Source organism: Streptomyces niveiscabiei, assembly GCF_033794345.1.
Lineage (GTDB): Bacteria > Actinomycetota > Actinomycetes > Streptomycetales > Streptomycetaceae > Streptomyces > Streptomyces niveiscabiei.
The window spans coordinates 264,971-291,219 of the sequence record NZ_JARAYJ010000006.1 but is presented as its reverse complement, the minus strand read 5'-3'; the positions used below and the strand labels follow the sequence as shown (position 1 = coordinate 291,219).

Sequence of the window (26,249 nt, the reverse complement as noted above, 5' to 3'; positions counted from 1 at the left end):
GACGCACTCCGATGCGGGGACGGTTCGGCCGGGGTTGCCGAACGGAAAGGCCGTTACGACTGTTGCACAGCGCGCGACGTCGTGTAAGGGATTTGGCAACACACCTTCAGGTGATGCGCTCGGCATATGCCACCGGCCTCCCGGACGGCTTTCCAGGCTACCGGCGGGTATGCCCCACGCCCTCCAAGTCCTAGACGTGGACCGGGAGTTGCCGGTTGCATCAGAGCAGCACAAGGGCCTCACCCGAGTGTTCGAACCCCGTACGCCCTATCCCGTCGCAGCGGCGTACAGCCCCGGCCGCGCGGCGAGTTCCACGGCCACCCGCCCGCCCCCGCGCAGCGACCGCACCCCCGCCTCGGCGACCGCCGACGCCGCGTACCCGTCCCACACCGAGGGCCCGGTCACCCGCCCCCGCCGGGCCGCGTCCACCCACGCGCGCACCTCACGGTCGTACGCGTCCGCGAATCGCACCACGTAGTCCTGCGGCACCTCCGTCGCCGCCGCGCCCGCCACCGTGACCAGCGGGCCCTGGTCGTCGCCGATGCGGGCGCTGCCGTGCTCGCCGACCGCCTCGCAGCGGACCTGGTAGCCGGAGCGGCAGTTGACGAACACCTCGACGTCCACGAGGGCGCCGCCGGACGTCTCGAACACCACGAACTGCGGGTCGGCCAGGCCCTTTGGAGCCCCGGCCGACGGGCGCGGGCGCAGCACCGTCACCGCCGTCAGCTCCTCGCCCAGCAGCCAGCGCGCCGCGTCGATCTCGTGCGCCACCGAGTCCTCGATCAGCATCTCGCTCGTGAAGAACGCCGGGGAGGCCGCGTTGCGGTGCACGCAGTGCAGCATCAGCGTGCGGCCCAACGCCCCTTCGTCCAGTACGGACTTGAGGCGCCGGTAGCCCGCGTCGTAGCGCCGCATGAACCCCACCTGCGCGAGCCTGCGCCCGAGGCGGGCCTCCGCCTCGACGACCCGCAGGGCGCCCGCCGGGTCCGGGACCATCGGCTTCTCGCACAGCACCGGCAGGCCGCGCTCGAACGCCGCGAGCAGCGCCGCTTCGTGGGCGGGGCCCGGGGAGGCGACCAGGACGGCCTCGACGCCGGGTGCCCGCAGAGCGGCCTCGGCCTCCGCGTGGACGGTGACGCCGTCGACGCCGGCCGCCGCGTCCTTCGCGCGGTCCGTGTCCGGGTCGGCGACGGCAACGACCCTGGCCCCACCGACCACTTGGTCCAGCCGCCGTATGTGGTCCGCCCCCATGTGCCCGGCACCCAGCACGGCGACACCCAGCAACTCCGTCACGTCCACGGCTCCTCTCGTGAGCTCCTTCCGCGGCGACGATCACCAGGGTGTCACGCGAGGTCAAGAGGACGGCCGCGGCTCCTCGTCCGCCCCGCACGAACTCCCGCTCGGCGGCAGCGATCCGTACAACAGGAAGTCATTCACCTTCCGCCGCACGCACCGCGAGGAGGCGTAACCGGTGTGCCCCTCACCGCGGTTGTCGAGGACGACGGCCGCACCGCCGAGGCGCGCCGCGGTCTCCGTCGTCCAGCGGTACGGCGTCGCCGGATCGCCCCGCGTCCCGACGAGCAGCAGCTTCGGCGTACGCAGGTCCTTGACGTCCTCGCGGATGAACTCCGTGCCCCTGGGGCGGCCGTAGCACATCAGGGTCTGGGCGAGGCGGTACGGGCCGAACACGGGGGACGCCCGCTGGAAGGAGGCGCGCAGGGCGGGCAGACCCTCGGTGATCCGGCGTGCGGTGGGGCGGTCGGGGTCGTCGGCGCAGTCGATGGCCATCAGGGCGGCGGCCATGTTGTCGAGCGGGACGTCGGCGGGGTCGGTCAGGGGGGTGTGGATGCCTTTGAGAGGCCGTGAAAGGTGGGAACCAGGCGTGTTTGTGGGTGACTTGAGCGAGATGCCGCCCGCCGCGAACGACTGCACCCCGCTCGGGTCCCCGTCCCGCGTGAGCCGGGTCAGCCCGACCCGGAGCGCCGGCCACCAGTCCCGCCGGTACAGCGCCTGCCCCAGCGCGCCCACGAGATCCTGGCCCGTGAACTCCCCGACCGGAAACGACCGGACGGGGTGCGCGTCCAGCGACCGCACCAGCCGGACGACCTCCTCCCGCGCCGCGCGCGGCTCCTCGCCCAGCGGACAGGCGGGGCCCCGCGCGCACCAGGACGTGAAGCCATCCAGCGCCACCTGCTGCCCCCGCGCCCCCGCGATGCCCTGCTCGGCGACCGGCTCGGTCAGCGTGTCCACCCCGTCGAGCGCCAGCCTCCCCACGCGGCGCGGGAACTGCGCCGCGTACACCGCGCCGAGCCGCGAACCGTACGAGAAACCCAGGTAGTTGAGCTTCCGCTCGCCCAGCGCCGAGCGGATCACATCGAGGTCGCGCGCGGCGAACACCGTTCCCACGTACGGGAGTACAGGCCCCGAGTGCCGCGCGCAGAGCCCGGCGATCTTCCGCAGCCGCGCCAGCAGCGCCCCCGGGTCGTCGCCGGTCACCTCCTCCTCGTCCGAGGCCCAGTCCCCGCAACTCACCGGCGAGGAACGGCCGACGCCCCGGGGGTCGAAGGAGACGACGTCGTAGTGGTTGGTGAGATCGGCGAACGTCCGGCGGCTGTAGGCGAGTTCGGGTACGCCCGGCGCGCCGGGCCCGCCGAAGTCCAGCACCACCGAGCCGTGTTTCTCGCCGGTGGCCCGATAGCGGGCGAGCGCGAGTTCGAGGGTCCCGGCGCCGGGACGGGCGTGGTCGAGAGGGACGGTGACCTTTCCGCACTCCAGATCCTTCGGCACGTCCTGGTCCTCGCACGCCGACCAGACGACCCGCTGCCGGCCGAAGCGGGCGGGATCCAGGGCGGGCGCGGCCGTCCCCGCGCCGAGCAGGGAGACCGTGACGACCAAGGTGACCAGCATCGATGCCTCCCGGAGCGCAGTGCCCACGGTCACGATAGGCGGGGTTCTCGGGGCGCGCCCGCCCAGGTGCGGGGGGTGCGGGGCGGGGTTACCCTGCACGGCCCTCGTGGTGCCTCGGTGCCGATTCGACGGCTTTACTGCCAGTTCGACAAGCGGGTCACTCGATGGGGTGGAAGGACGATGAGCCATAACTCCGATGGTTCGCCCGCGTTTTAACCGGTGCGGGCCAGGCGCCCGTGTCCGGTGCGGGGAACGCCCGCGCCCCGACTGGAAGGCAGGGACCCCATGAGACGGGTGACCCGAACCGGCGTGATCGCCGTCGTCGCCGCGTCCGGTGCGATGGCCGTGACGATGCCGGCCCACGCCGACTCCGCGGCGGACGGCTCCACCGCCGACTCGCCCGGCGCGGTCTCCGGGAACACGGTCCAGCTCCCCGTGCACATCCCGGTGAACCTGTGCGGCAACACCGTGGACGTCGTCGGGCTGCTGAATCCGGCGATGGGCAACAAGTGCGTGAACTCCTCGTCGGGACCGGCGAGTCCGGGATCGGTGAGTTCAGGGTCGGCGAGTTCAGGGGCTGCCAATGGCGGCGGCGCCCACACCGACGGGCGCACCCACGGCTCGCCGGGCGTCCTGTCCGGCAACGGCATCCAACTGCCCGTGCACCTCCCCGTGAACATCAGCGGGAACAGCGTGAACGTCGTCGGCGCGCTCAACCCCGCGTTCGGCAACGAGGCCGTCAACACCTCGCACGAGGACCCGCCGGCCCGCCCCGTCGACCCGGCGCCGCAGCCACACCGGCCGGCCGCCCCCGTCCCGCGCACCCAGACACCCACCCCCGGGATGAACGTCACGCTGGCCAGCACCGGGTCCGACGGGCAGGGCGCGCTGCTCGGCGGAAGCGCGGCCCTCCTCCTCGGCGGGGCCGCACTGTACCGGCGGTTCCGGCCGGGGGCGGTGCGCTGAAGGGCGTGACGGTGCGCTGAAGGTCTGCGCGGGGGTGCGCCGGACCCTTTCGCGAGGGCGCGCCGGGCGTTTCCGCGAGGCTGCCGGGACATCCCTGAGGTGCACCCCGCCGGGCCGTCCGAGGGCCGTACCGACCGAGCCGGTACGGCCCTCAGCGCGCGTGGAAACGCCGGTGCAACTCCCGCACCTCACCGACCAGTTCCGGCACCGGGCCCTCGACCGTCACGCCGGGCGCGACCTCGTGGACCGGGAGCGTGCGCACCGGGGGCGCCGGGACGCCCAACTCCGTGAGCCAGGCGCCGAGTTGCTCGGACGAGGCGACGTACACGATCCGGCCCAGGCCCACCCACGCGTGCGCCGCCGCGCACATCGGGCAGTGCTCGCCGGAGGTGTACACGGTCGCCGCCGCGCGCTCCTCGGGTGTCATCTGCGCCGCCGACCAGCGGGCCAGCTCGAACTCCGGGTGGCGGGTGCGGTCGCCGGACGCCACCCGGTTGTGGTCCTCCGCGAGGACCGTCCCGTCGGCGCCGACCAGCACCGAGCCGAACGGCTCGTCGCCGGTGTCCAGCGCGTCCGCCGCGAGCTGCACCGCGCGGCGCAGGTGGCCCAGCTCCGAGTCCTTCACGTCCGTCCTCCTGGGGGCAGGGTAATTGTGTTGTGGGCGGCGTGGCGGGGTGTTGGAGTGGGCGTATGAACAATGCCGACATCCTCGCCCTGTACGACCGCGAGATGCGCCAGGGCGCCCGCCCCGACAGCTCCGACGCCCGGATCGACCGTACCGGGCAGGTCGTCCGGCAGATCGCCTCCGCCGAGGGGTGGAGCGGGGTCCTGTGGTCCGGGCTCGGTGAGGGGGACGCGGATGCGGTGATCGCCGAGCAGGTCGCTTTCTACACGGGGCTCGGGCGGGAGTTCGAGTGGAAGACGTACTCCCACGACACGCCTGCCGACCTGGGGGAACGCCTTCGGGCCGCCGGGTTCGTGCCCGACGACGCCGAGACCCTCCTCATCGCTGAGACGAAGACCCAGCTCACCGGGGCCGAGCCGCCCGAGGGCGTCAGGATCGAGCCTGTCACGGACATGGCGGGCGTCGAGCTGATGGTCCGCGCCAACGAGCGCGCCTTCGGGCGGGACGCCTCCTGGCTGCGGGATCTGCTGCGGGTGCGGCTCGCCGAGGACCCCGACATCCTCGTCGCCGTCGTCGCCCTCGCCGGGGACGAGCCGGTCAGCTCCGCCCGCATGGAGCTGATCCCGGACACACGGTTCGCGGGGCTCTGGGGCGGCGGGACGGTTCCCGAGTGGCGGGGGAGGGGCATCTACCGCGCGCTGATCGCGTACCGGGCCCGCATCGCCGCCGCGCGGGGGTACGAGTTCCTCCAGGTCGACGCGTCCAAGGACAGCCGGCCGATCCTGGAGGGGCTGGGCTTCGCGAAGTTGGGGACCACGACGCCGTACGTGTATACGCCGTGAGGGAGTTGGGGGTGCCGGAGGGGGCCGGGCCGGATGCCGCCGGGTTCGTACCGTGCGGTGAACTCACCTTTGCCGGAAGCCTCTTGAACGGGTGAAGCCCTCTGACCGGGGCCCTCTGAACGCCGGGCCCGCGAGCGCGTCCCGTCCGAGTGGGCCCGCCGTGCGTTGAGGGGAGCCGAGGCGGCGGGCCCGGTACCGGACCTTTGTGTGTCCGTCCAGCGTAGACCCCGGCGCCCGAGGGGGGAACGGCGCGCGGGAGCGTCGTACGGGCGCGCGGGGCAGTTTGCTGTACGGGGGCTGCGCGGGGTGGCGTACGGGGGGTGGGCTCGGGGCCTCCTGTGCGCGTGGGGAGCGTCCGTGATCCTCGGGCCGCGCCGCCTTGAGCGCCCGGCCTCCTCGCGTGCGCGGGGGCACCGAAACCTCCCTGGTACGTTTCCGGCTCCCGTCCCCGGCCTCCTCGCGTGCGCGTGGCCCCCCCCACGCCGCGAGCCCTCCGTTTCCGGAAGGCCCGTGGTTCGCCGCGCGGCGTGCGTCGGGGCGGTGGCGCTGGTGCCCGTCCGGCCCGACACCCCCCTCAGCGGCGCGACTTCGTGCGGTCCAGCGCCGTGACCCCCACCGCCGCCAGGCCGATCTGGATGAGCCACTCGATCCAGTCGACGCCGTTCGTGTCCTGGACGTCGAGGCCGTTCGCGATGGCGGAGCCGATGAGGGCGGCGGCGATGCCGACGAGGATGGTCCACAGGACGCCGATGTGCTGGCGGCCGGGGACGACGAGGCGGCCGAGCACGCCGATGACGCAGCCGATGACGATCGCGCTGATGATTCCGGAGATCTCCATCTTCGCCCCTTCGAGTCGGGATCCTGTCGACCTACGTGTGCCCCTCCCGGCGCCGAACAGTCAGGTCCGGTTCATTGCCCGGGCTTGGGGGTCTCCTCGCCCGCGCTTGATGGTCCGCACGCCTTCATGCCATGTACCTTTCAAGCGATCAATGCGCGTAGAGCCGTCCGACCTGGGCCTACGCGTACGCAGCCCGTACCCGCACCCGCCACTTTCCCCCCATCCTTCACGGAGGTCCGCCGGATGCCCGGTATCGCACGTCCCCGCGCCAAGACCACGAGCACACTCGCCGCACTCGGTCTGCTCGCCGCCGGCGTCACGCTCCAGGTCACCGCCGCCACGCCCTCGCACGCGGCCACCCCCCACCGCGTCCTCTTCGACAACGCGCACGCCGAGACCGCCGGCAACGCGGACTGGATCATCTCCACGAGCCAGCCCGACCCCCTGGGCGAGGACTCCGCGCCGTCCGCCGAGACGGACTGGACCGGGGCGCTGTCCTCCTGGGGCGTGGCGCTCCAGCAGACCGGGGACTACAGCCTCAAGACGCTGCCGTCGGGTGCAAGCCTCAGCTACGGGGGCTCATCGGCGACGGACCTGAAGAACTTCGACACGCTCGTCCTGCCGGAGCCGAACACCCTCTTCACGACCGCCGAGAAGACCGCGATCATGACCTTCGTGAAGAACGGCGGCGGCCTCTTCATGATCTCCGACCACACGGGCGCCGACCGCAACAACGACGGCGAGGACGCGGTGGAGATCCTCAACGACCTGATGACGAACAACACGGTCGACTCGACGGACCCCTTCGGCTTCTCCATCGATTCCCTGAACATCAGCTCCGGCTACCCGGCCGCCATCACGGACGCGACCGACCCGGTCCTGCACGGCTCTTTCGGCACGGTCACCAAGAGCCTCATCGCGAGCGGCACGACGGCGACGATCAAGCCGTCCGACAACTCCACCGCCAAGGGCCTCCTCTACCGCTCCGGCTACTCCGGCACCACCGGCGCCTTCTTCCTCACCTCCACCTTCGGCTCCGGCCGCATCGCCTTCTGGGGCGACAGCTCCCCGATCGACGACGGCACCGGCCAGTCCGGCAACACCCTCTACGACGGCTGGAACGACCCGAACGCCACGAACGCGCCCCTGGCCCTGAACGCGACGGCCTGGCTGTCGAAGGCTTCATAATCGCCTGCGCCTATGAGGGGGAGCGGCGGTACGTCTCACCCCGGCTCCCCCTCACCCGCCCCCGAGGCCGGTGCCCGTGCCGGGGATGCGGCGATGGTGGCGCTGTGGGAGCGTGACGTGGTCGCGTACCGCCGGGAACCGGAGTGAGGCCAGCGATGGAGTACTCGTACGTCCTCTATGTCGGCGCTTCCGCCGAGCAGGTCTGGGATGCGCTCACCGATGCCGAGTCGACCGCCGCCTATTGGGGGCACCGCAATGTGTCGGACTGGGCCGAGGGCTCCCGTTGGGAGCATGTGCGGGCGGACGGGTCCGCCTTCGACATCACCGAGTACCAGGGCGTCGTCCGGCTCACCCTCACGCACACCGAGGTCCGCGACGCCCGTGAACTCGGCGATGTGTCCAGGGGCTGGCCCGCCGTCCTGTCCAACCTCAAGACGGCGTTGGAGACCGGGCGGCCCCTGGCGACGGAACCCTGGACGGTTCCGGAGGGCTGAGGCGGCCCGGTCGGGTCGGGGTGTTCAGGATTTCGTGCTCTTCGCCGCCGTGAGGGCGCACATCACCCCCAGGATCACGGCCAGCGCGCCGATGATGATGTTGTTCAGCTTCACCCCGTTGTCCGGGCTGCTGCCGACGACCCACGGGGCGATGATCATCCACACGCCCAGCGCGCACATGGCCCAGCTGAGGCCGTACATGCGGGCGGGCGCCACCGTGAAGCCGACGCCGAGGAGGGCGATCGCGATGCCCACGATCAGGTTGTGGGTCATGAGCGGGGGCTGGTTGGCGGTGTAGTGGAGGATCCAGGGGGATACGGCGCAGTACAGACCGAGCAGGAACACCGGCCCGTCCACGAGCGCCACATCACGACCGCCGAGCATGCGGGCGTACCGCTCCCGCATCTCGGAGACATCGGGGTGAGTCGATAGGTCACCTCGGGTGTGCGAGACGTTGGCCATGATTCGTCTCCTTCGACGTGATCGCGGTGATAACGCCGCTTTACTCTCCATTCTGCTCTTATTTTCCCTTTATGTGTAGTGCTGTGCGGACGAACAGGTCATGCAGATCCCGCGCCGCCTGCGGCACCGCCTCCGCCCGGCGCCGCCGCAGCATCAACAGCACCTGCGGTGTACGCCCCGCCAGTGGCCGGTACGTGATCGCCCCCAGCCGCTCCAGCGGATCCCCGGCGACGCTGAACTCCGGCAGCACCGTCACCCCGAGCCCCTCCGCGACCATCAGCTTCCCCATCTCCGCCCCGTCCGTGGAGTACGAGAACGACGGCCCGCTCCCCCCGAGCAGCCGATGGACGTAGCGGTGCATGACGTACCCCGACCGCATCCCGATCAGCGGCACCCCCGCCAGCTCCGCCACCCCGACCGCCTCCCGCGACGCCAGCGGACACCCCGGATGCATCACCACGACGGGCCGCCCTCGCAGCAACTCCGTGGACGCGAACTCGGCCGGCATGTCGTCCCCTTCGAGATGGTTGACGAGCCCGAGGTCGAACCCCCCTTCCAGCAGGGCCCGTTGGATGTCGGCCTGCTGCGCCCCCACCACCTCGACCTGCGTCAGCGGATGGGCCCGCCTGAACTCCCGCACGGCAGGGATCAGCAGCGGCACGGTCGCCGCGTTGACCGTCCCGACCCGCACCATCCGGCTGATCCGATGCTGCTCACCGGCGGCCGACCGCAGCCGGTCGACCGCGTCGAGCACCCCGATGATGTGCGGCAGCAGCTCCCGCCCGGACGCGCTCATCGTCGCCCCCGACCGCTTGCGCTCCAGCAGGTCCACCCCGAGTTCCCGCTCCAGATTCCGCACCGTCTCGCTCAACGCGGGCTGGGACAGCCGCAGTTCCTCCGCCGCCCGGCGCAGGGAGCCGAGCCGGGTGACCGCCGCGATGTATTCGAGCTGTTCCGTCCGCATGCCCGGCAGAATGCGGGCCGATTACCGCCGCGTTCAAGGGTTTCCCTGTCACACCTTCGTGAAATTCAATGGTCCGCGATCCGAGACCGGTCGGGTTCTCCTTGACGGCCTCGCCGGACGGCTGCCACGATCGAGCGTATGAAGATGCGACTGGACCTCACGCGGCGACGCCATGTCGACCTCGCACGCGTCTCCAGCGCCTCCTGTCGCGCCGCGGCCTGATCGACTCCCCGCAGATCCGCCGCAGTTCCCTTTCCTGAAGCCTGAATTCCCCGCGCCTTTCGCGCGCCCCTGAATTCGGCATGCCTGAAAACGCCCACCCGCCACAGGAGTTCCGCGTGCCCGCACCCGTGAAATTCGCCTACTGGGTCCCCAATGTCAGCGGTGGACTCGTCACCAGCTCCATCGAACAACGCACCGACTGGGGGTACGACTACAACCGCGAACTCGCCGTACTCGCCGAGAACAACGGCTTCGAGTACGCCCTCAGCCAGGTCCGCTACATGGCCAGCTACGGCGCCGAGTTCCAGCACGAGTCCACGAGCTTCTCCCTCGCGCTCCTCCTCGCCACCGAGCGCCTCAAGGTCATCGCCGCCGTTCACCCCGGCCTGTGGCACCCCGGCGTCCTCGCCAAACTCGGCGCCACCGCCGACCACCTGTCCCAGGGCCGGTTCGCCGTCAACGTCGTATCGGGCTGGTTCAAGGGCGAGTTCACGGCCCTCGGCGAACCCTGGCTGGAGCACGACGAACGCTACCGGCGCGCCGAGGAGTTCATCACCGCGCTGCGCACGATCTGGACCGAGGACCACACCGAACTCGCCGGGGACTTCTACCGGTTGCGGGACTTCACCCTGAAGCCCAAGCCGCTCAACACGCCCGAGCGCCCGCACCCGGAGATCTTCCAGGGCGGCAACTCGACCGCCGCCCGCGCGATGGCGGGCCGCGTCTCCGACTGGTACTTCTCCAACGGCAAGGACTTCGACGGCGTCACCGAGCAGATCGACGACATCCGCAAGTCCGCCGCCGAAGTCGGCCGCACCGCACCGAAGTTCGGCCTCAACGGCTTCCTCATCGCCCGCGACACCGAGGCCGAGGCCCGCGACACCCTGCGCGAGATCGTCGCCAAGGCGGACCGCGAAGCCGTGGAAGGGTTCGGCGCGGCGGTGAAACAGGCGGGGCAGTCCACCGCCGACAAGAAGGGCATGTGGCAGGACTCCACCTTCGAGGACCTGGTCCAGTACAACGACGGCTTCCGCACCGGCCTGATCGGCACCCCCGAGCAGATCGCCGAGCGGATCGTCGCCTACCGGAAGCTCGGCGTCGACCTCTTCCTCCTCGGCTTCCTCCACTACCACGAGGAGATCGAGTACTTCGGCAAGAAGGTGCTCCCGCTGGTGCGCGAACTCGAAGCCCAGCAGACCGCCTGACCACCCCCCCACCCGCCGAAAGGTCGTACCCGCCATGAGCACCGCAACCCGCTGGACCACCACCCCCGCCACCGCCGACGCATGGATCGCCCGCGCCGCCGAGGCCGCCGCCGTCCTCGCCACCGACGCCGCCGCCCGCGACAAGGCAGGCGCCACCCCGCACGCGGAGGTACAACTCCTCAAGGACGCCGGCCTCGTCACCCTGCTCGGCCCCACGGAGCACGGCGGCGCGGGCCAGGACTGGCCGACCGCCTACCGCGCCGTCCGCGAGATCGCCAAGGCCGACGGCTCCATCGGCCAGCTCCTCGGCTACCACTACCTGTGGTTCTGGGCCGCCCGCCTGGTCGGCACCCGCGAGCAGTGGGAGCGCCTGGAGGCCGAGGCCACCCGCGAGACCTGGTTCTTCGGCGGCGCCGTCAACCCCCGCGACCACGACGTGACGGTCACCGAGGACGGCGACGACCTCGTCTTCACCGGCGCCAAGACCTTCTCCACCGGCAGCAGGGTCTCCGACGTCACCGTCCTCGAAGGCGTCCTGGACGGAACGGAGTCGCACGTCTTCGCCGTCGTTCCCTCCACCAGCCGGGGCCTGACCTTCCACGACGACTGGGACAACATCGGCCAGCGCCTCACCGAGTCCGGCAGCGTCACCATCGACGCGGTCCGCGCGCCCTGGACCGACGCCCTCGGCTACGTCGGCAAGGAGTTCCAGCCGCGCACGTACAACACCCTCAACGTCCCCACCATCCAGCTCGTCTTCGTCAACTTCTACCTCGGCATCGCGTCCGGCGCCCTGGAGACCGCCGCGGCCTACACGCGCACCAAGTCCCGCGCCTGGCTGCACGGCGGCCACGACCGCGCGACCGACGAGCCGTACGTCATCGACATCTACGGTGACCTCACCGCCAAGCTCTGGGCGGCCGAGGCCCTCGCCGACGCGGTCGCCCGGGAGGGGCAGCGGCTGCACGACGACCCCGACGCGGTCACCCCCGAGACGCGCGGCGCGTTCGAGGTACGGGTCGCGGCGGTCAAGGCGCGCGCCACGGACGTCGCCCTGGAGGCCACGAACCGCATCTTCGAGGTCACCGGCGCGCGGGCCACGGCCGCCGCCGAGGGCCTGGACCGGTTCTGGCGCAATGTCCGCACGCACACCCTCCACGACCCCGTCGCCTACAAGCGCCGCGAGGTCGGCCGCTGGGTCCTGGACGGCGAACTGCCCGAACCGACCTGGTACTCCTGACCGCTTCCCCGGGGCGCCCGCGTGGGTGAAGAACCGCCCGCCCGGGCGCCCCGCCCTCGCCCCGACCTCGACTCCGAAAGAGGGCCAGCATGGCCACCGTCCTGTCCGTCTCCGGCAGCCCGTCCCCCTCCTCCCGCACCGGCCGCCTCCTGCGCCACCTCGACCAGCGCCTCACCGCGCAGGGCCACCGCGTGATCCCCCTCGACGTCCGCACGATCCCCGCCGAGGCGCTGCTCGGCGCCGACTTCAAGCACCCGGCGATCGTCGAGGCCACCGGCCTCTTCGCGGACGCCGACGGCGTCGTCATCGGCACGCCCGTCTACAAGGCGTCCTACTCCGGCGTCCTCAAAGCCCTCCTCGACCTGCTCCCGCAGTACGCGCTCACCGGCAAGACCGTCCTGCCCCTCGCGACCGGCGGCTCCACCGCGCACGTCCTCGCCCTCGACTACGCCCTGCGCCCGGTCCTCACCTCGATGGGCGCAGCCCACATCGTGCAGGGCTGGTTCACCCTCGACAAGGACATCACCGCCCACGACGACGGCACGGTCACGATCGCCCCCGCCTCCGCCGGGGCCCTCGCGCAGGTCGTCGACCAGTTCTCGGCGGCCCTCGGCCGCACCCCGTACCTGGCGGCGGCGAGCTGATGGCCGCGCATGTGATCGCCGACGCGGCCGAGGCGCTCACGGTCGCGCGGGCCCTCGCGGCCGAGTTCCGTACCGACGCCTCGGCCCGCGACCGCGAACGCCGCCTGCCCCGCGCCGAGTTGGACCGCCTCTCCGACTCGGGCCTGCTCGCCGTCACCGTCCCCGCCGAGCACGGCGGCGCCGACGTCGACGCGGCCACCCTCGCCGAGATCTTCCGCCTCCTCGCCACCGCCGACGCCAGCGTCGCCCAGATCCCGCAGAGCCACTTCGTCTACGTCAACGTCATCCGCCGCCAAGGCACCGAGCAGCAGCGGAAGTTCTTCTCCGCCGAGCTCCTCGCCGGCCGCCGCCTCGGCAACGCCCAGTCCGAGGCCGGCACGCGACACGTCCAGGACATCCGCACCCGCCTCGACCGCCACCCCGACGGCTCGTACACCCTCACCGGCACCAAGAACTACTGCACCGGCGCCCTGTTCGCCCACTGGATCCCGGTCCTGGCCCGCGCCGAGGACGACAAGCTGTACGTCGCGTACGTCCCCGCCGACGCACCCGGCGTGCGTATCGTCGACGACTGGGACGGCCTCGGTCAGCGCACGACCGCCAGCGGAACCGTCCTCCTGGACGCGGTCCCCGTCCCGGCGGACCGTGTCTTCCCGCACCACCTCACCTTCGAGGGCCCCCAACTCCACGGCGCTGTGGCCCAGTTGCTGCACGCGGCGATCGACGCCGGGATCGCGGGCGGCGCGCTCGTCGAAGCCGTCGACTTCGTCCGCACCAAGAGCCGGCCCTGGTTCGAGAGCGGGTACGAGACCGCTGCCGAAGACCCGCTGCTGATCCAGCGGTTCGGGGAGCTGGCGATCCAAGTCCGCGCCTCGGACGCCCTGTTGAAGGAAGCGGCCCGCGCTGTCGACGCCGCACGGGCCGAGTTGACCGACGACACCGCCGCCGAGGCGTCCATCGCGGTCGCCGCCGCGAAGGTGACCGCCGCGCAGACCGCCGTCGACGTCGCCGCCGCCCTCTTCGAGGTCTCCGGCACCCGCTCCGCGCTCGACTCCCTCAACCTGCACCGGCATTGGCGCGACGCCCGCACCCACACGCTGCACGACCCCACGCGCTGGAAGGTGCAGCACATCGGCCGGTACGTCCTCAACGGCACCCGGCCGCCCCGCCACGGCCTGCTCTGACCTCCCTAGGAGACCCCTCACATGTCGTCCCTGACCTTCCACTGGTTCCTCCCGACCAACGGCGACAGCCGCCACGTCGTCGGCGGCGGCCACGGCACCCCCGCGACCGCCTCAGGACGCGACCGGCCGCCCACCGTCGGCTACCTGAGCCAGATCGCCCGCGCGGCCGAAGACCTGGGGTTCGTGGGCGCGTTGACCCCGACCGGCGCGTGGTGCGAGGACGCCTGGCTCACCACGGCCATGGTCAGCCAGCACACCGAGCGGCTGAAGTTCCTCGTCGCCTTCCGCCCCGGGTCCGTCTCACCGACGCTCGCCGCGCAGATGGCGTCCACGTTCCAGCGGCAGACCGGCGGGCGGCTCCTGCTCAACGTCGTCACCGGCGGCGAGAGCCACGAACAGCGGGCGTACGGGGACTTCCTCGACAAGGACGACCGGTACCGGCGCACGGGCGAATTCCTGGAGATCGTACGGGAGTTGTGGGACGGCAAGTCCGTCGATCGGGAGGGGGACCACCTCCGGGTCGAGGGCGCGAAGCTGGCGCGGGTGCCCGACCCGGTGCCCGAGGTGTACTTCGGCGGGTCCTCGCCGATCGCCGGGGAGATCGCCGCCCAGTACGTCGATGTCTACCTCACGTGGGGCGAGCCCCCGGCGCAGGTCGCGGAGAAGATCGCCTGGATCAGGTCGCTCGCCGCGCGCCACGGCCGTACGCTGCGGTTCGGGATCCGGCTGCACGTCATCACCCGCGACACGTCCGAGGCGGCCTGGACGGAGGCGGACCGCCTGCTCGCCGGGTTCGACCCCGAGACGGTGAAGTCGGTGCAGGCGGGCCTGTCCCGGAGCGAGTCGGAAGGCCAGCGCCGGATGCTCGAACTCCACGGCGGCGACCGCGACGGGCTGGAGATCCACCCCGGCCTCTGGGCCGGCATCGGCCTCGTCCGGGGCGGCGCCGGCACCGCCCTCGTCGGCTCCCACGAGGAGGTCGCCACCCTCATCAAGGAGTACGCGGCCCTCGGCATCGAGGAGTTCGTCCTCTCCGGGTACCCGCACCTGGAGGAGGCGTACTGGTTCGGCGAGGGCGTCCTGCCGAGGCTCGCGGACGGGGGCCTGTGGACGCACCCCGCAGGGACGGCACAGGCCCCGTCGGCCCAGGTGCCGTTCACCTCCTGAGCCCGCTCGCCGCTCCTCAGGGACGCAGCTCGGTCAGCACGTCGAAGTCGAGCCCGTCCGCGCGCGCCAGGTAGATGCGCTGGCGGACGTGGCTGCCCTCCAGGTGGAGCAGGCCGCGCGGGCCCTCGTACGACACCGAGGGCGCCGTCGCCCCGATGCGCGTGACGTCTCCCGTGCCCGCACGCCGCAGCAGCGCCGCCAGGAGCAGCACCCCCTCGTAGCACGACTCCCCGAGGCTGCCGGGGGACGGTGCGTCGAGGCCGTAGCGGTGGGCGTAGAGGCCGTGGAAGTCGAGGGTGTCGGGGGTGGCGAGGGACGTGAAGAAGCCCGCCGTGCTGTACAGGTCGGTGGTGGCGGACGCGCCGCTCGCCAGCAGCATGTTCTCGTCCATCAACGTGCTCAGGCGCAGCGCCCGCGCGTCGAGGCCGTACGCCGCGAACGCCCGGTTGAAGCGGACGGCGTCGCTGCCGACGAGCAGCATGAGGACGCCGTCCGCGTCGGAGCGTTCGATACGGCGCAGGACGGGGGCGAAGTCGTGGGTGCCGAGCGGGAGGTACGCCTCGCCGATGACCCGGGAGCCGGTCCGCCGGGCGTACGTGTGGGCCGCGCGCGCCGTACGCCGGGGCCAGACGTAGTCGTTGCCGACGACGAACCACCGCCGCACCCGGCGTTCCCGCGCGAGCAGGACCATCGCCGGGGAGAGCTGGTCGCGGGGCGTCTCGCTGGTGAGGAAGACCCCGGCGCGGTCCTCGCCGCCCTCGTACAGCGCGGTGTACACGTACGGCACGCGGTGGGCGACACGGGGCGCGAGGGCCTGGCGTACGGAGGAGATGTGCCAGCCGGTGACGCCCTGGACGGCGCCGAGGTCGACGAGGGACTCGACGCGGTCGGCGACCTCGCGGGGCGGCGCGCCCCCGTCGACGGGCACGAGCCGCAGCTCGCGGCCGAGCACCCCGCCCGCCCGGTTGACCTCCTCCGCCGCGAGCCGCGCGCACAGCTCGCAGGCGGGCCCGAAGATGCCGGCGGGCCCCTGGAGCGGAAACACGAGGGCGACGCCGAAGACGGCGGGGTCGGGGCGGAACATGGCGCCATGCTCCAGGGTCCCCGCTTCGAACTCCAGTCCGTCTCATACCATGTACACCTCTCGGAGCTAGGAGCAGGATGCCCACCTCGTCCGCCCGCCGGCCCAACGACCTGATACGCCTCCTCACCAGGGCCGAACGGCTGGCCGCGCGCCGCCTCCAGGCCGTCCTGGACGAGGAGGGCTGCTCCCTGGACGCCTGGCGGGTGCTGACGCTGCTCGCCGACGACGCGGGCCACCACATGTCGGCCATCGCGGAAGCCGCGTTCCTGCCCCCGCCGACGCTCACGAAACTCGTCGACCAGCTCGTGGACCAGAACCTCGTCCACCGCCGCGTCGACCCGCACGACCGGCGCCGCATCCTCGTCCACCTCACCCCGAGGGGCCGCGACCACTGGCGCCGCGTGGACCGCGCCGTACGCCGCGACTGGCCCGCCCTCGGCGAGGGTGACGAGGAACTGCTGAAGGCGCTGCTGGAGCGCCTCGCGGAGACGGTGGACGGCTCCACGCGCGTGTGATCGCGCCCTGGCGCAAAGTAGTCGTACGGCCCGGGAATGTTGGCCCGCGGTCGATAGTTGCTATATACATCTGATCGAGAGCCGTCAGACCGGCACCGTCTACCCGAGCGAGGCATCCCCGTGACCACCGAGCGACCCGCCGACGTCGTCACCCGCCTGCGGACCACCTTCCGCACCGGCCGCACCAAGCCCGTCGAGTGGCGTACGGCGCAACTGCGCCGCCTGCGCGACCTGCTCACGGAGAAGGGCGCCGACCTCGCCGCCGCCCTGAACGCCGACCTCGGCAAGAGCGACGCCGAGTCCCAGCGCACCGAGATCGGCTTCACGGTCCGCGAGATCGACCACACCCTCGACCACCTCGACGCCTGGCTGACCCCCGAGCCCGCCCCCGTCCCCCCGCACCTCGGCTCCGACGCGACCGCCCGCACCCAGTACGACCCGCTGGGCGTCGTCCTCGTCATCGCCCCCTGGAACTATCCGGCCCAGCTCCTGCTGACCCCCCTCGTCGGCGCCCTCGCCTCCGGCAACGCGGTCGTCGTCAAGCCCAGCGAACTCGCCCCGGCCACCTCCGAGGCCCTGGCCCGCCTGATCCCGGCCTACCTCGACACCGACGCCGTCGCCGTCGTCGAGGGCGGCATCCCGGAGACCACCGCCCTGCTCGCCGAGAAGTTCGACCACATCTTCTACACGGGCAACGGCGCCGTCGGCCGCGTCGTCCTGCGCGCCGCCGCCGAGCACCTCACCCCGGTCACCCTCGAACTCGGCGGCAAATCCCCGGCGTTCGTCGACTCCACCGCCGACCTCAAGGCCGTCGCCGGCCGCCTCGCGCGCGGCAAGTTCCTGAACGCCGGCCAGACCTGCGTGGCCCCCGACTACGTCCTCACGGACCCGGCGACCGCCGCCGCCCTGGAGCCGCTCCTCGCGAGCGCCGTCGAGGACACGTACGGCGCCGACCCGCAGCGGTCCGGCGAGTACGGGCGGATCGTCAACGAACGCCACTTCGACCGGCTCACCGGCCTCCTGGACTCCGGCCGCACGGTCGTCGGCGGCGTCCACGACCGCGCCGACAAGTACATCGCCCCGACCGTCCTCGCCGACGTCGACCCCGCGTCCCCGGTCATGGCCGAGGAGATCTTCGGCCCGATCCTGCCGATCGTCACCGTCGCGGACCTGGACGAGGCGCTGGCGTTCATCAACGACCGCGACAAGCCCCTCGCCCTGTACGTCTTCTCCGAGTCCGCCGAGACCCGTGAGCGCATCGCCGCCGAGACGTCCTCCGGCGCGGTCGGCTACGGCCTGCCCCTCGCCCATCTCACCGTCTCCGACCTCCCCTTCGGCGGCGTCGGCGAGAGCGGCATGGGCAACTACCACGGCCGGTACTCCATCGAGACGTTCAGCCACCGCAAGGCGATCCTGGACAAGCCGCTCGGGTAAGACCTGCGAAAGGGCCCGGTGCCTGTGCGAGACTCCGCCGATGACCACAGAGAAGATCACGGCGGCAGCCTCCGGCACCTGGACCCTCGGCGATCTCACCGTCAACCGCGTCGGCTTCGGCGCGATGCGGCTGACGGGCAGCGCCGCCTTCCACCTCGGCACCGCCGCCGACCGCGACCGCTCGATCGCCGTCCTGCGCAAGGCGATCGAGCTGGGCGTCAACCACATCGACACGGCCGCCTTCTACTTCTCCGCCCTGCGCTCGGCGAACGAACTCATCAACAGCGCGCTCGCGCCCTACGCGGACGATCTGGTCATCGCCGTGAAGGTCGGCCCGTTCCGCAACTGGGCGGGGGAGTGGGACACTTCGGCCCGCCCCGAGGACCTGCGCAGCCATGTCGAGGAGAACCTGCGGCAGTTGGGCCGCGACCACCTCGACCTCGTCTACCTCCGCCGGATGGGCCAGGACTCGATCGCCGAACACTTCGGCGCCCTCGCGGAGTTGAGGGAGTCGGGCCTGATCCGCCACCTCGGCGTCTCCGACGTCGAACCCCGACACCTCGCCCAGGCGCGGGAGATCGCCCCCGTCGTGAGCGTCCAGAACCGCTACGGCCTCGGCAGCCACAACCCGGCGACCGAGGAAGTCCTGCGCCTGTGCGGCGAGTCGGGCATCGCGTTCGTGCCGTTCTTCGCCATCGCGGGCGACGCCGGACCCCAGGGCGCGGCCACCGACCACGACGACGCCGTACGGGAGATCGCCGCCGCCCACGGAGCGGGCCCCGCACAGATCAGGCTCGCCTGGACCCTCGCCCAGGGCGGCCACGTCCTCGGCATCCCCGGCACCGGCAACCCCGACCACCTCGCCGAGAACGTCGCGGCGGGCGCCCTGCGGCTGACCGAAGGAGAGCTGGCCCGACTCCAGGAGGCCCACCGTAAAGTAGCGGGGTGAATGGTGACTCCGTGACGCTGCGACCGGTCCGCGAGGACGACCTCCCGGTCCTGGAGGCGTTCCTGGTCGACGCCGGACTCACCGGCCCCTTCCAGTGGTTCGGCTGGGCCGACCCCGCGAGGTTCCGGCGCCGCTGGGCCGAGAACGGCATGCTCACCGACGACGGCGGCCACCTCACCGTGGCCGCCGACGGGGACCCCGTCGGCTTCGTCGCCTGGCACAAGGCCGGCGTCACCCGCGCCGCGCACTACTGGAACATCGGCATCCAGCTCCTGCCCGACGCCTGCGGACGCGGCATCGGCACGCAGGCCCAACGCCTCCTGGTGCGCTACCTGTTCGCCCACAGCACCGCCCAACGCGTCGAAGCCGACACCGACATCGGCAACCTCGCCGAGCAACGCGCCCTGGAGAAGCTCGGGTTCACCCGCGAGGGCGTCCTGCGCAGCGCCGTCTTCCGGGACGGACACTGGCGCGACGTCGTCCGCTACAGCATCCTGCGCGACGACCCGACGCTCTGATCCGCCAGCCACACCCCGTCCCGCATCAGATGCCGGCGCGGCAGCTCCCGCTGCTCGCACCAGGCCTGCACCTCCAGCGGGCGGACCCGGAAGAACCCGTACGACGCGGCGTCCCGGCGCGGGTCCCACCCCGTCTTCGCCTCGAACGCCCGCGCCGCGTCCTCGGGCACGGACTCCCGCGTGTACGCCGTCGCCTCGCCGTCCACGAGCACGACGTCCCGCGTATCTCCGAGCGCCAGCCGCACCTTGCCGCCGCCCTGGAGATTGCGCCCCGTCGGGTTGGTGAACCGCGTCGCCAGCCACAGCGCGTCCCCATGCCACACGAACCAGAGAGCCACAAGACACGGCACCCCGTCCGGCCCCGCCGTGGCCACCCAGATGTCCATCTCCCGTTCGAGACGGGCCAGGGTGTCGTGCTTGCGTTGCCCGAAGTCGCGGATGGGGCCGGTGGTGATCGTCATGAGCGGAACGTATCCGGGGCCGGGGTGCGGGCGCCTCGGGCGCGGGGCGGGGTGAGGGTCGGTCTCGGGGCCTAGAACCGGGGGAGGGCGGGCGCCAGGGGACGGGGAGACCAGGCGCCCGGGAACAAGGGCTGAGGGCATCCGGCTGCCGGGAGGCCGCCCGGCGTCGCCCCGTCGATACCGCCCGGCACCGACCCGGGGAGTCTGCCCGGCGTCGCGTCTTCGGTACCGCCCGGCATCGACCCGGGGAGTCCGTCCGGCGTCGCGTCTTCGGTATCGTCCGGCACTGCCCTTGGGAGCAGGCCCACCCCGGCCCCCGGAAACCACCCCTCGCCGTCCTGTCCAAGCACCCCGGAAATAGGATTGGCATCGAGTGGGTTTTACGTATAACCTCTTCCGCTAACCAGCCCCGCCGATCTTCCCGAAAGGCCCCGATGTCCCGCATCGCCCTGGTCACCCTCGTCGTCGACGACTACGACGAGGCGATCCGCTTCTACACCGAGGCCCTCGGCTTCCGCCTCACCGAGGACGAGCCCCGCCCCGACGGCTCGCGGCGGGTCGTGGTGGAACCCGGCACGGCGGGCGGCGGCACCGGACTCCTGCTGGCCCGCGCCAAGAACGACACCCAGTCCGCCCACGTGGGCGACCAGACCGGCGGCCGGGTCGCCTTCTTCCTCCACACGGACGACTTCACCCGCGACCACACCCGCATGACCGAGGCGGGCGTGACGTTCCTGGAGGAGCCCCGCCACGAGCCGTACGGCTCGGTCGCGGTCTTCCAGGACCTGTACGGAAACAGGTGGGACCTGCTCCAGCCGGCGGACTGAGCGGGCCGCGAGCCCGACCGATGACGGCGGCGAGGCCGAGCGGTCCCGCACGAACTCCACCGCCGGCCCCGGGATGTGGGCCCCGCCGACTGATCCCGGCGGCGGACCGGGCCGGCTCGCAGCCACGGAAACCGCACCCGCTGATCGCCCCCCGAGCACCACCGGCGAACCCGCTCCCGACGAGACCTCGCCGAGCCGGACGGACCTGCTGATCGACCCGCCGAAACACGACCCACCGGCAAAGACGCCGCCAGAATCCCGCTGCCCCCGCCCCTGACCCGCCCCACCCGAGTACGACCCACCGGAAACGGCCCCGGCAGCACCCCGCCGAGCCCGCCTCACCGCCCCACCCGAGCGCATCCCGCCGAAGGCCCCCGGCAGCACCCCCACCCCAGCCCCTTCCGGCGAACCACCACCACCACCAATTCCGACCAAGGGAGCCCGCACCATGACCACTACGCGCGTAGACACCGAAACCCTCCGCCGCCTCCCCAAAGCCGTCCTCCACGACCACCTCGACGGCGGCCTGCGCCCCGCGACCCTCGTCGAGCTCTCCGCCGAGGCCGGCCACACCCTCCCCACCACCGACCCCGAGGCCCTCGCCGCCTGGTTCTTCGAGGCGGCCAACTCCGGTGACCTGGTCCGTTACATCGCGACCTTCGACCACACGCTCGCCGTCCTCCAGACCCGCGAGGGCCTGCTGAGGGTCGCCGAGGAGTACGTCCTCGACCTGGCGGCGGACGGCGTCGTGTACGGCGAGGTCCGCTACGCGCCGGAGCTGAACACGCGCGGCGGCCTGACCCTGAACGAGGTCGTCGAGACCGTCCAGGAAGGGCTCGCCGCGGGCATGGCGAAGGCCGCTGCCGCCGGCACCCCCGTCCGCGTCGGCACGATCCTGTGCGGCATGCGCATGTTCGGCCGGGTCCGCGAGGCCGCCGACCTGGCCGTCGCCTACCGTGACGCGGGCGTCGTCGGCTTCGACATCGCCGGCGCCGAGGCGGGCTTCCCGGCCGCCGACCACGCGGACGCGTTCGCGTACCTGCGCGCCGAGAACGTGCCGTTCACGATCCACGCGGGCGAGGCGGACGGCCTGTCCAGCATCCACCAGGCCCTCCAGATCTGCGGAGCCCAGCGCATCGGCCACGGCGTCCGCATCACCGACGACATCGCCGACCTGGCCACCGGCAAGCTCGGCCGCCTCGCGGGCTGGGTCCGCGACCGCCGCGTCGCCCTGGAGATGTGCCCCACCTCCAACCTCCAGACCGGCGCCGCGACCTCCATCGCCGAGCACCCGATCACCGCGCTGAAGAACCTCGGCTTCCGCGTCACCCTGAACACCGACAACCGCCTGGTGTCGGGTACGACGATGACACGCGAGATGTCCCTCCTGGTCGAGCAGGCCGGCTGGACCACCGCCGACCTGCGCGATGTGACGGTGAACGCCCTGAAGAGCGCGTTCATCCCGTTCGACGAGCGCAAGAAGCTGATCGAGGACGTCGTCCTGCCGGGCTACTCCTCCGCGCTCTGAATCATCCCGCGCAGATAGGCCGCCTGGCCGGCGTGTTCGAGGTCGTCCGCGAGCACGCTCACCAGGCGTACCCCGAGGCTGACCGGCGGGTCCCAGCGGATGTCGACGATCCGCTCCAGGTCCTCGGCGGCGACCGTGGCCAGCGCCTCCAGCGTCTGTTCGTGGACGGCGTCGTAGTAGCCGGTCAGCAGGTTCGCCCCGGCGACCCGCACCCGGGCGACTTGGTCGGGCCCGTGTCCGTACCCGGTGTCGTGCGGTGGCAGGTCGAGGCCGAACAGCTTCTCCCAGCCCTGCGCGTGCCACACCTGCTCCAGGCCGAACGCGTCCGCGACATGGTCGTCCTGGACCCGGGTGAGGTGCCAGATCAGCCAGGCCACCGAGTTGGCCTGGGGGGCCGGCCGGTGGTTGAGCCCGTCCGCGTCGAGGCCCGCGACCGCCGCGTGGACCTCTTCCCGGATGCGGCCGTACCCGTCGATGAGAATGTCCTTCGCATGCATACGACCACCATGCCCCGCGCGCGGCTCACGCGCCCCCGGTTTCGAGCAACCCCATGAGCGCCCGCGCCGCCGGACTCCTCGCCCCGTCGGGCGGGAGCAGCGCCACGGTCTCGTAGCCCTGCTCCCCGGACCCCTTCAGCGGCAGCGCGGTGAGCGCGGGCCGCTTGTGCCGGAAGTGCCGGGGGACGACGGCGACGCCGAGGTTCTCGTCGATCAGGTCGAGGAGGCTGTGCACGTCGTTGACCTCCAGCGCGACCGTCCGCCGCACCCCCGCCTCCGCGAACGCGGCGTCGGTCGCCCGCCGCGGGCCCCAGTCGGGGTGGAAGTCCACGAACACCTCGTCCCCGACGTCCTCGCAGCTCAGCGCGGCAGCCGCGCCCGCCAGCCGGTGGTCGGGGTGGCACAGCACGTACATCGGCTCGACGGCCAGCGACACCGACCTGAGCTGGTCCGTGTCGTCCTGCGTCCGGTACGCGAACGCCAGGTCCAGCCGCCCCGCGGCGACCTCCTCGGCGAGCGTCCCCGACCCGAACTGCCGAAGCCGCACCTCCACGTCCGGGTGCGTACGGCGGAACGCGGCGAGCAGCCCCGGCGGGTGCACGCCCGCGATGCACTGCTCGGTGCCGACCGCGAGGGTCCCGCGCAGGACGCCCTGCACGGCCGCCACCGCCTCGTGCGCCGACCTGACCTGCGCGAGGATCCGCTCGGCCTCGGTCAGCAGGGCGCGGCCCGCCTCGGTGAGGGTCACCCGGCGGGTCGTGCGCACGAACAGCGGAGCGCGCAGTTCCCGTTCCAGGGCGCGGATCGACGCGGACAGGCCGGACTGGGACACCATGAGGCGTTCGGCGGCCCGGGTGAAGTGCTGGTCCTCGGCGACCGCGACGAAGTGCTGGAGGTGGCGCAGTTCCATGAGCGGGAAGCTTAGCCACTGAGAAGCCCGGTCGCTGAATTCCATCGGATTCTTCTGTTGGACCTCTGCCCGCAGGTCGGGAAAGGTGGATATCGCTCGAAAGCTGTGCCCCACCCCTCGTGATGGAGTCGCGTTGTCCTACACCGCCCACCCCGACCGCTACGCGGACATGCCCTACCGCCGCTCCGGACGCAGCGGACTCAAGCTCCCGGCCCTGTCGCTCGGTCTGTGGCACAACTTCGGCCCCGACCGCTCGATCGAGACCCAGCGCGCGATCCTGCGCCGCGCCTTCGACCTCGGCGTCACCCACTTCGACCTCGCCAACAACTACGGCCCGCCGCCCGGCGCCGCCGAGTCCGCGTTCGGCGAGTTCCTCAAGGCCGACTTCGCGCCCTACCGCGACGAGATGATCATCTCGACGAAGGCCGGGTACCTGATGTGGCCGGGCCCGTACGGCGAGTGGGGCTCCCGCAAGTACGTGCTGTCGTCGCTGGACCAGTCCCTCAAGCGGCTGGGCCTCGACTACGTCGACATCTTCTACTCGCACCGTCCCGACCCCGACACCCCGCTCGAAGAGACCATGGGCGCGCTGCACTCCGCCGTCCAGCAGGGCAAGGCGCTGTACGTCGGCGTCTCCAACTACTCCGCCGAGCAGACCCGCGAGGCCGCCCGCATCCTCGGTGAGCTCGGCACCCCGCTGCTGATCCACCAGCCGCGCTACTCGATGCTCGACCGGCGCCCGGAGACCGGCGGCCTGCTCGACGCGCTGGACGAGCTGGAGGTCGGCTCGATCGTCTTCTCCCCGCTGGAGCAGGGCGTCCTGTCCTCCCGCTACCTCGACGGCATCCCGGAGGGCTCCCGCGCGGCCAGCGAGAGCCCGTTCCTGAACTCCGACGCGCTCACGGAAGACCTCGTCGCCAAGCTGCGCGCGCTCAACGAGATCGCCGCCGGACGCGGCCAGACCCTCGCCCAGCTCGCCCTCGCGTGGGTGCTGCGCGGCGGCCGGGTCACCTCCGCGCTCGTCGGCGCGAGCAGCGCCCAGCAGATCGAGGACAGCGTCGGCGCCCTCGCCAACCTGGACTTCGAGGACGCCGAGCTGGCGCAGATCGACAAGATCGTCAACGGTTGAAGCGTTCGGTCAGCCGTACGGTCACTGGCTCTCCCTCGGCTTTTCCGCAGGCCGCGCGGAGCCCGGCCCTGACCGGCAGCTTGTGCGTGCCGTCGCCGAGCGCCATGAAGGAGCTCTCGAACGGCTGACCGTCCACGGTCCCGCGGACCTTCACCCGGCCGCGGGTCCCGAAGAACGCCACCGACTCGGGCCACACCACGTACGTCCAGCCGCCCTTCGCCGGGCTCCTGCGCAGGACGGCGGTGAACTCGACGTCCAGGGGTTCGCTGCTCATGGCTCTCTCCGCTCGCTCGGGTCGCTCTCGGGTCGTCCCGGTAGACCCGGACGGGCGGGAGAACTCATCGCCCCTCGGGCACCCGATCCAGGAAACCGAGCACGGCGACGATCCGGCCGTCCTCGTCCAGGGTGACGACGTCCGATCCGGCCACCGGAGCCGTACGGTCCGTCTCGTTCACCAGCTCCCAGGAGAAGCGGGCCGTGTCGTGGTGGCCGTCGACCGTCCCGGTGAGGCGGAAGGCGGACCCGGGGAACTGCTCGTGCGCCGCCGCGATCACGGCCGTGATCGCGGCGTGGCCGGTCACGTCCGCCAGGGGGTCCGTGTAACTGCCTGTTTCCGTCCAGGCCGCCGCGACCGCCTTCGCGCGGGCCTCGGGATTGCGTGCGTTCCACGCCTCGAAGTAACGAGTGACGGCGATGTTGTGACGCTGGGTGTGCGCGGACATACGGAATCGGCCTCCTGTGCGGGTGTCATAACCGGTCGGGACCCGGATCGCTCTCCGGTGCCCTCAACTCTCCCCGCGCAGGTCCCCGGGGTCGATTACCTCCGAGGTCATGAAGCGATGCCTCGATGCCGGGTGCATTCCGGCCAAGCCGGGCGCCGAATATGCCAGGAGACCGGCCGGAAAGACATGGTGACAGTGTTTTAGAAGTGAACATACTCGTCGTCATGGGTAGCTCACTCTCAGGTACCGCATAGAAAGCGAGGCCGCCCGCCCGGCATCGATCGACGGGGGAGAGAGACGTGCACGACGAATTCCTGTGCCATGTCACCGCGTACGGTGTCTGCGACGGCCGCCGCATCGGCGTACCGCTCGGCACCTACCGCGCACCCACCCTCGCGCTCGCCCTGTGGTGGTTACGCGACCGGGCCTCCTGGATCGCCGAGCGCCTCGACCCCCAGCCGGAGAGCGGCCTGTGCCCGCCCGGCGCGCTCGTCCCGGTGGCCCCCACCGTCCCCGACGTCCCCGGCGCCCTGCGTGCCTGGTGCGCGGACATGGGCCAACAGGAGCTGGTCGCCGACGAGTTGGCGGTCGGCCGGCTCGTGCGGATCGCCCTGAGCGACGAGACGACGGAGTACGAGCTGCTCGCGGAGTCGGTGGACGCGCTGCGGATGCAGCGGACGATCCCGGCCCTGGTGCTGCCGGTCGGCTGAACCCGCACCGGTTCCGT

29 protein-coding genes and 1 pseudogene are annotated in these 26,249 nt (G+C 71.9%); 18 read left to right on the top strand and 12 right to left on the bottom strand.

What is annotated here, in order from left to right; genetic code table 11:
• Positions 1-267: 267 nt before the first annotated feature.
• Complete coding sequence (locus tag PV682_RS11190) at positions 268-1,293, bottom strand: Gfo/Idh/MocA family protein (protein ID WP_319726788.1); 1,026 nt, start codon at positions 1,291-1,293, stop codon at positions 268-270.
• A gap of 60 nt (positions 1,294-1,353) precedes the next feature.
• Positions 1,354-2,907 (bottom strand): alpha/beta fold hydrolase, encoded by a 1,554-nt coding sequence (locus tag PV682_RS11185; protein ID WP_319726785.1) that lies wholly within the window; start codon positions 2,905-2,907, stop codon positions 1,354-1,356.
• Between the two features lie 285 nt (positions 2,908-3,192).
• On the opposite strand from PV682_RS11185, the gene PV682_RS11180 reads away from it, so the two are divergent.
• Positions 3,193-3,873 carry a chaplin gene (locus PV682_RS11180; RefSeq protein WP_319726781.1) on the top strand — a complete coding sequence of 227 codons (681 nt, stop codon included), beginning with the start codon at positions 3,193-3,195 and terminating at the stop codon, positions 3,871-3,873.
• A gap of 151 nt (positions 3,874-4,024) precedes the next feature.
• Here PV682_RS11180 and PV682_RS11175 read toward each other — a convergent pair whose 3' ends face one another.
• A complete protein-coding gene (locus tag PV682_RS11175; RefSeq protein WP_319726778.1) occupies positions 4,025-4,498 on the bottom strand; it encodes a nucleoside deaminase in 474 nt (157 codons plus the stop codon).
• Positions 4,499-4,563: 65 nt separating this feature from the next.
• Between PV682_RS11175 and PV682_RS11170 the strand changes: the two genes are divergently transcribed.
• A complete protein-coding gene (locus PV682_RS11170) occupies positions 4,564-5,340 on the top strand; it encodes a GNAT family N-acetyltransferase (protein ID WP_319726775.1) in 777 nt (258 codons plus the stop codon).
• A gap of 574 nt (positions 5,341-5,914) precedes the next feature.
• Here PV682_RS11170 and PV682_RS11165 read toward each other — a convergent pair.
• The gene (locus PV682_RS11165; RefSeq protein WP_055721198.1) at positions 5,915-6,178 is read right to left on the bottom strand and encodes a GlsB/YeaQ/YmgE family stress response membrane protein; all 264 of its coding nucleotides are present in this window, start codon (positions 6,176-6,178) and stop codon (positions 5,915-5,917) included.
• Between the two features lie 243 nt (positions 6,179-6,421).
• Here PV682_RS11165 and PV682_RS11160 point away from each other — a divergent pair.
• Positions 6,422-7,363, top strand: a pseudogene (locus PV682_RS11160) (hydrolase); the annotation flags it as partial.
• A gap of 158 nt (positions 7,364-7,521) precedes the next feature.
• Entirely contained in the window at positions 7,522-7,860 is a 339-nt protein-coding gene (locus PV682_RS11155) for an SRPBCC domain-containing protein (RefSeq protein WP_319726773.1), read from the top strand.
• Between the two features lie 24 nt (positions 7,861-7,884).
• On the opposite strand, the gene PV682_RS11150 is transcribed toward PV682_RS11155, so the two are convergent.
• Both PV682_RS11150 and PV682_RS11145 read right to left on the bottom strand, forming a co-directional pair.
• Positions 7,885-8,322, bottom strand: a complete 438-nt coding sequence (locus PV682_RS11150; protein WP_319726770.1) for an SPW repeat protein — start codon at positions 8,320-8,322, stop codon at positions 7,885-7,887.
• A 58-nt stretch (positions 8,323-8,380) separates the two neighbouring features.
• On the bottom strand, positions 8,381-9,286 hold the full coding sequence (locus tag PV682_RS11145; protein ID WP_319726768.1) for a LysR family transcriptional regulator: 906 nt from the start codon (positions 9,284-9,286) through the stop codon (positions 8,381-8,383).
• Between the two features lie 138 nt (positions 9,287-9,424).
• On the opposite strand from PV682_RS11145, the gene PV682_RS44295 reads away from it, so the two are divergent.
• The 6 genes from PV682_RS44295 to PV682_RS11120 all read left to right on the top strand — a co-directional run bounded on the left by PV682_RS44295 (position 9,425) and on the right by PV682_RS11120 (position 14,948).
• Entirely contained in the window at positions 9,425-9,508 is an 84-nt protein-coding gene (locus tag PV682_RS44295) for a putative leader peptide (RefSeq protein ID WP_350284076.1), read from the top strand.
• Between the two features lie 116 nt (positions 9,509-9,624).
• A complete protein-coding gene (gene sfnG, locus PV682_RS11140; protein ID WP_319726766.1) occupies positions 9,625-10,713 on the top strand; it encodes a dimethylsulfone monooxygenase SfnG in 1,089 nt (362 codons plus the stop codon).
• Between the two features lie 34 nt (positions 10,714-10,747).
• Positions 10,748-11,953 (top strand): acyl-CoA dehydrogenase family protein, encoded by a 1,206-nt coding sequence (locus tag PV682_RS11135; protein WP_319726764.1) that lies wholly within the window; start codon positions 10,748-10,750, stop codon positions 11,951-11,953.
• A gap of 89 nt (positions 11,954-12,042) precedes the next feature.
• A complete protein-coding gene (gene ssuE, locus PV682_RS11130) occupies positions 12,043-12,597 on the top strand; it encodes an NADPH-dependent FMN reductase (protein WP_319726762.1) in 555 nt (184 codons plus the stop codon).
• Positions 12,597-13,781, top strand: coding sequence for an SfnB family sulfur acquisition oxidoreductase (locus PV682_RS11125; RefSeq protein WP_319726760.1), 1,185 nt, complete (start codon positions 12,597-12,599; stop codon positions 13,779-13,781). Before ssuE ends, PV682_RS11125 begins: the two co-directional genes overlap by 1 nt.
• A gap of 21 nt (positions 13,782-13,802) precedes the next feature.
• Positions 13,803-14,948, top strand: coding sequence for an LLM class flavin-dependent oxidoreductase (locus tag PV682_RS11120; RefSeq protein ID WP_319726758.1), 1,146 nt, complete (start codon positions 13,803-13,805; stop codon positions 14,946-14,948).
• 16 nt (positions 14,949-14,964) lie between these two features.
• Here PV682_RS11120 and PV682_RS11115 read toward each other — a convergent pair whose 3' ends face one another.
• The gene (locus PV682_RS11115) at positions 14,965-16,032 is read right to left on the bottom strand and encodes a substrate-binding domain-containing protein (protein WP_319726756.1); all 1,068 of its coding nucleotides are present in this window, start codon (positions 16,030-16,032) and stop codon (positions 14,965-14,967) included.
• A 77-nt stretch (positions 16,033-16,109) separates the two neighbouring features.
• Between PV682_RS11115 and PV682_RS11110 the strand changes: the two genes are divergently transcribed.
• From PV682_RS11110 to PV682_RS11095, 4 genes are all read left to right on the top strand, one after another.
• Positions 16,110-16,547 (top strand): MarR family winged helix-turn-helix transcriptional regulator, encoded by a 438-nt coding sequence (locus tag PV682_RS11110; protein ID WP_319726754.1) that lies wholly within the window; start codon positions 16,110-16,112, stop codon positions 16,545-16,547.
• A 120-nt stretch (positions 16,548-16,667) separates the two neighbouring features.
• Positions 16,668-17,981, top strand: a complete 1,314-nt coding sequence (locus PV682_RS11105; protein WP_319726751.1) for an aldehyde dehydrogenase family protein — start codon at positions 16,668-16,670, stop codon at positions 17,979-17,981.
• Between the two features lie 40 nt (positions 17,982-18,021).
• Positions 18,022-18,930: an aldo/keto reductase gene (locus PV682_RS11100; RefSeq protein ID WP_319726749.1), complete on the top strand. Its 909-nt coding sequence runs from the start codon at positions 18,022-18,024 to the stop codon at positions 18,928-18,930.
• 11 nt (positions 18,931-18,941) lie between these two features.
• On the top strand, positions 18,942-19,448 hold the full coding sequence (locus PV682_RS11095) for a GNAT family N-acetyltransferase (protein ID WP_319726747.1): 507 nt from the start codon (positions 18,942-18,944) through the stop codon (positions 19,446-19,448).
• Here PV682_RS11095 and PV682_RS11090 read toward each other — a convergent pair.
• On the bottom strand, positions 19,415-19,909 hold the full coding sequence (locus PV682_RS11090) for a pyridoxamine 5'-phosphate oxidase family protein (RefSeq protein ID WP_319726745.1): 495 nt from the start codon (positions 19,907-19,909) through the stop codon (positions 19,415-19,417). The two genes, PV682_RS11095 and PV682_RS11090, sit on opposite strands and share 34 nt — an antisense overlap.
• A gap of 434 nt (positions 19,910-20,343) precedes the next feature.
• Here PV682_RS11090 and PV682_RS11085 point away from each other — a divergent pair, with 434 nt between their 5' ends.
• Entirely contained in the window at positions 20,344-20,736 is a 393-nt protein-coding gene (locus PV682_RS11085; RefSeq protein WP_319726743.1) for a VOC family protein, read from the top strand.
• Between the two features lie 448 nt (positions 20,737-21,184).
• Positions 21,185-22,264 carry an adenosine deaminase gene (locus tag PV682_RS11080; RefSeq protein ID WP_319726741.1) on the top strand — a complete coding sequence of 360 codons (1,080 nt, stop codon included), beginning with the start codon at positions 21,185-21,187 and terminating at the stop codon, positions 22,262-22,264.
• Here the strand turns inward: PV682_RS11080 and PV682_RS11075 are convergent.
• Both PV682_RS11075 and PV682_RS11070 read right to left on the bottom strand, forming a co-directional pair.
• Positions 22,246-22,761, bottom strand: a complete 516-nt coding sequence (locus PV682_RS11075; RefSeq protein ID WP_055723659.1) for a mycothiol transferase — start codon at positions 22,759-22,761, stop codon at positions 22,246-22,248. The genes PV682_RS11080 and PV682_RS11075 overlap by 19 nt on opposite strands.
• A gap of 25 nt (positions 22,762-22,786) precedes the next feature.
• Entirely contained in the window at positions 22,787-23,671 is an 885-nt protein-coding gene (locus PV682_RS11070) for a LysR family transcriptional regulator (protein ID WP_319726739.1), read from the bottom strand.
• Between the two features lie 133 nt (positions 23,672-23,804).
• Here PV682_RS11070 and mgrA point away from each other — a divergent pair, with 133 nt between their 5' ends.
• Positions 23,805-24,800, top strand: coding sequence for an L-glyceraldehyde 3-phosphate reductase (mgrA, locus tag PV682_RS11065; RefSeq protein WP_319726738.1), 996 nt, complete (start codon positions 23,805-23,807; stop codon positions 24,798-24,800).
• Here the strand turns inward: mgrA and PV682_RS11060 are convergent.
• Entirely contained in the window at positions 24,790-25,074 is a 285-nt protein-coding gene (locus PV682_RS11060) for a DUF1905 domain-containing protein (RefSeq protein WP_063799555.1), read from the bottom strand. The genes mgrA and PV682_RS11060 overlap by 11 nt on opposite strands.
• A gap of 64 nt (positions 25,075-25,138) precedes the next feature.
• Entirely contained in the window at positions 25,139-25,522 is a 384-nt protein-coding gene (locus tag PV682_RS11055; protein ID WP_319726733.1) for a nuclear transport factor 2 family protein, read from the bottom strand.
• Positions 25,523-25,821: 299 nt separating this feature from the next.
• Here PV682_RS11055 and PV682_RS11050 point away from each other — a divergent pair, with 299 nt between their 5' ends.
• Positions 25,822-26,232 (top strand): hypothetical protein, encoded by a 411-nt coding sequence (locus tag PV682_RS11050; RefSeq protein ID WP_319726731.1) that lies wholly within the window; start codon positions 25,822-25,824, stop codon positions 26,230-26,232.
• The last annotated feature ends 17 nt before the right edge of the window (positions 26,233-26,249 follow it).

Bases quoted from the DNA above. Each gene is read 5' to 3' on its own strand.
- PV682_RS11185 (WP_319726785.1), bottom strand. From the start codon at position 2,907: ATGCTGGTCACCTTGGTCGTCACGGTCTCCCTGCTCGGCGCGGGGACG.
- PV682_RS11180 (WP_319726781.1), top strand. From the start codon at position 3,193: ATGAGACGGGTGACCCGAACCGGCGTGATCGCCGTCGTCGCCGCGTCC.
- PV682_RS11170 (WP_319726775.1), top strand. From the start codon at position 4,564: ATGAACAATGCCGACATCCTCGCCCTGTACGACCGCGAGATGCGCCAG.
- PV682_RS11165 (WP_055721198.1), bottom strand. From the start codon at position 6,178: ATGGAGATCTCCGGAATCATCAGCGCGATCGTCATCGGCTGCGTCATC.
- PV682_RS11155 (WP_319726773.1), top strand. From the start codon at position 7,522: ATGGAGTACTCGTACGTCCTCTATGTCGGCGCTTCCGCCGAGCAGGTC.
- PV682_RS11150 (WP_319726770.1), bottom strand. From the start codon at position 8,322: ATGGCCAACGTCTCGCACACCCGAGGTGACCTATCGACTCACCCCGAT.
- PV682_RS11145 (WP_319726768.1), bottom strand. From the start codon at position 9,286: ATGCGGACGGAACAGCTCGAATACATCGCGGCGGTCACCCGGCTCGGC.
- PV682_RS44295 (WP_350284076.1), top strand. From the start codon at position 9,425: ATGAAGATGCGACTGGACCTCACGCGGCGACGCCATGTCGACCTCGCA.
- PV682_RS11135 (WP_319726764.1), top strand. From the start codon at position 10,748: ATGAGCACCGCAACCCGCTGGACCACCACCCCCGCCACCGCCGACGCA.
- ssuE (WP_319726762.1), top strand. From the start codon at position 12,043: ATGGCCACCGTCCTGTCCGTCTCCGGCAGCCCGTCCCCCTCCTCCCGC.
- PV682_RS11125 (WP_319726760.1), top strand. From the start codon at position 12,597: ATGGCCGCGCATGTGATCGCCGACGCGGCCGAGGCGCTCACGGTCGCG.
- PV682_RS11120 (WP_319726758.1), top strand. From the start codon at position 13,803: ATGTCGTCCCTGACCTTCCACTGGTTCCTCCCGACCAACGGCGACAGC.
- PV682_RS11115 (WP_319726756.1), bottom strand. From the start codon at position 16,032: ATGTTCCGCCCCGACCCCGCCGTCTTCGGCGTCGCCCTCGTGTTTCCG.
- PV682_RS11110 (WP_319726754.1), top strand. From the start codon at position 16,110: ATGCCCACCTCGTCCGCCCGCCGGCCCAACGACCTGATACGCCTCCTC.
- PV682_RS11100 (WP_319726749.1), top strand. From the start codon at position 18,022: ATGACCACAGAGAAGATCACGGCGGCAGCCTCCGGCACCTGGACCCTC.
- PV682_RS11090 (WP_319726745.1), bottom strand. From the start codon at position 19,909: ATGACGATCACCACCGGCCCCATCCGCGACTTCGGGCAACGCAAGCAC.
- PV682_RS11085 (WP_319726743.1), top strand. From the start codon at position 20,344: ATGTCCCGCATCGCCCTGGTCACCCTCGTCGTCGACGACTACGACGAG.
- PV682_RS11080 (WP_319726741.1), top strand. From the start codon at position 21,185: ATGACCACTACGCGCGTAGACACCGAAACCCTCCGCCGCCTCCCCAAA.
- PV682_RS11075 (WP_055723659.1), bottom strand. From the start codon at position 22,761: ATGCATGCGAAGGACATTCTCATCGACGGGTACGGCCGCATCCGGGAA.
- PV682_RS11070 (WP_319726739.1), bottom strand. From the start codon at position 23,671: ATGGAACTGCGCCACCTCCAGCACTTCGTCGCGGTCGCCGAGGACCAG.
- PV682_RS11060 (WP_063799555.1), bottom strand. From the start codon at position 25,074: ATGAGCAGCGAACCCCTGGACGTCGAGTTCACCGCCGTCCTGCGCAGG.
- PV682_RS11055 (WP_319726733.1), bottom strand. From the start codon at position 25,522: ATGTCCGCGCACACCCAGCGTCACAACATCGCCGTCACTCGTTACTTC.